The 2,758-nt window shown below is 74.0% G+C and carries 2 protein-coding genes; both read left to right on the top strand.

What is annotated here, in order from left to right; genetic code table 11:
- The coding region (mnmE, locus tag ACFQ4O_RS16585) for a tRNA uridine-5-carboxymethylaminomethyl(34) synthesis GTPase MnmE (protein WP_378777330.1) at nt 1-1,210 on the top strand (1,210 nt) is incomplete at its 5' end.
- Between the two features lie 108 nt (nt 1,211-1,318).
- Nucleotides 1,319-2,758: tRNA uridine-5-carboxymethylaminomethyl(34) synthesis enzyme MnmG (gene mnmG, locus ACFQ4O_RS16580; protein WP_378777329.1), on the top strand; the 1,440-nt coding region annotated here is incomplete at its 3' end.

The following is a 2,758-nucleotide window of genomic DNA, read 5'->3' as shown; positions in this document are numbered from 1 at the left end:
GGGGACGCGGCCCGAAGCCCGGCGGGCGTCGCTGCGGCGCATCCGCCATCCGGACACGGACGAGACGCTGGACCGGGGGCTCGCGCTGTGGCTGCCGGGGCCGGGCAGCCCCACGGGCGAGGACTGCGCCGAGCTGCACATCCATGGCGGCCGGGCGGTGGTCGCCGCCGTGCTGGAGGCCGCGCTTAGGGTTCCCGGCCTGCGCGCGGCGGAGCCCGGCGAGTTCGCCCGCCGCGCCTTCCTCGCCGGGCGGCTCGATCTGGCGGAGGCGGAAGGCCTCGCCGACCTGATCGACGCAGAGACGCAAGGCCAGCGCCGGCAGGCGCTGCGCCAGAGCGAGGGCGCGCTCTCCGCCCGGGCGCTCGGTTGGCGGGAGCGGCTGATCGGCGCCATGGCGCTGATCGAGGCCGGGATCGACTTCGTGGACGAGGACGACGTGCCGGCGGCCGCCCGCGCCGAGGCCCACAGCGAGGTGTCGGCGCTGGCCGCGGACCTGCGCGCAGCGCTGGCCGACCGCCGGGCGGCGCGCGTGCGCGACGGCTTCCATGTGGCGATCGTCGGCCGCCCCAACGCCGGCAAGTCGAGCCTCCTGAATGCGCTGCTGCGCGAAGACGCCGCCATCGTCACTGACACGCCGGGCACGACGCGGGACGTGCTGGAGGCGCGGCTCGACCTCGGCGGCTATCCGGTCGTGCTCGCGGACACCGCCGGCCTGCGCGACAGCGACGACGCGGTGGAGCGTGAGGGCGTGCGCCGGGCCCGGCTGCGCGCCGCGCAGGCGGACCTGACCCTGTGGCTGCGGGACGCCTCCGACTTCGCGCCCGACGAGCCCGCCCCCGAGACCGGCGGCGCGCTGTGGCGTGTGGCCAACAAGACCGACGTCGCGCCCGCGCCGCCCGGAATGGACTTCGCCCTCTCCGCCCAGTCCGGCACGGGGCTCGACGCCCTGCTCGCCGCGCTGGAGCAGGCCGCGCAGGACGAGCTCGGCGGAAGCGAGCATGCTGGCCTCACACGCGCCCGCCATCGGGAGGTGGTGGTGGCGGCGATGGGCGATCTCGACGCCGCGCTGGACGGCTGGACGCATCTGCCCGACGAGGTGCTGGCGGAGCTGCTGCGCCGGGCCGCCGGGACGCTCGGCCGGATCGCCGGCGGGGTCAATGTGGAGGACGTGCTGGACCGCCTGTTCTCCTCCTTCTGCATCGGGAAATGACGAAGGGCGGACCCGCCATGTTTCACGTGAAACATGGCTCCCGCGTTGCGGGGTGGGGGCCGCTCCGCTATTGAGAACGCTGACTTCTGGACAAACGGAACGAACGACATGCGGACGTCCTTCGACGTCATCGTGGTGGGCGGCGGCCATGCGGGCTGCGAGGCGGCGGCGGCGGCCGCGCGCATGGGCGCGCGCACGGCGCTGGTGACGCACCGCGCCGACACCATCGGCGCCATGTCCTGCAACCCGGCCATCGGCGGGCTCGGCAAGGGCCATCTGGTGCGCGAGGTCGACGCGCTGGACGGGCTGATGGGCCGCGTGGCGGACGCGGGCGGCATCCAGTTCCGGGTGCTGAACCGTCGCAAGGGGCCCGCGGTGCGCGGCCCCCGCGCCCAGCAGGACCGCAAGCTCTACGCCGCCGCCATGCAGGCGGCGCTGGCCGCTCAGGCGAACCTCACCATCATCGAGGGCGAGATCGACGACCTCATGGTGGAGCATGGCCGCGTGACCGGCGTCACGCTCACCGACGGGCGCGGCTTCGGCGCCGGCGCGGTGGCGCTGACCACCGGCACCTTCCTGCGCGGGCTGATCCACATCGGCGAGGTCAGCTTTCCCGCCGGCCGCATGGGCGAGGCGCCCGCGCTTGGCCTGTCGAAGCGGCTGGAGGCGTCGGGCTTCGCGCTCGGCCGGCTGAAGACCGGCACGCCGCCCCGGCTCGACGGCCGCACCATCGATTTCGCCGCGCTGGAGGAACAGGCGGGCGACACGCCGCCCGAGCCGTTCTCGCCCCTCACCAAGGCGATCGCGACGCCCCAGATCGCCTGCCACATCACCCGGACCACCGCGGAGACGCACCGCGTGATCCGCGACAACATCGGCCGCTCGGCGATGTATTCCGGCCGGATCGAAAGCCGCGGCCCGCGCTACTGCCCCTCGATCGAGGACAAGATCGTCCGCTTTGGCGACCGGGACAGCCACCAGATCTTTCTGGAGCCGGAAGGGCTCGACGACCCCACCGTCTACCCGAATGGCGTCTCCACCTCGCTGCCGGAAGAGGTGCAGGGCGCCGTCATCCGCTCCATTCCGGGGCTGGAGCGCACGGTCATCCTGCGGCCGGGCTACGCCATCGAATACGACCACGTGGACCCACGCGAGCTTGAGCCCACGCTGGAATGCAAGCGGTTGCGCGGCCTGTTTCTGGCGGGTCAGATCAACGGCACCACGGGCTATGAGGAGGCCGCCGCGCAGGGGCTTCTGGCCGGGCTGAACGCGGCCCGTCGCGCCAGCGGCCAGGACGGCGCGGTGTTCGACCGGGCCGAGGCCTATCTCGGCGTGATGGTGGACGATCTCGTCACCCGCGGGGTCAGCGAGCCCTACCGCATGTTCACCTCGCGCGCCGAGTACCGGCTGTCGCTGCGGGCGGACAACGCCGACCTGCGCCTCACCCGCCGCGGAGAGGCGCTCGGGCTGGTGGGCGCGGAGCGCGCGCGCAGCTTCGCCGCCAAGGCGGAGGCGCTGGCGGCGGCGGTGGCGTTCGCCGGCTCGGTC

This window comes from Methylopila musalis (assembly GCF_042679725.1).
GTDB classification, from domain to species: domain Bacteria; phylum Pseudomonadota; class Alphaproteobacteria; order Rhizobiales; family Methylopilaceae; genus Methylopila; species Methylopila musalis.
This window is presented reverse-complemented; position numbering and strand designations above follow the sequence as displayed.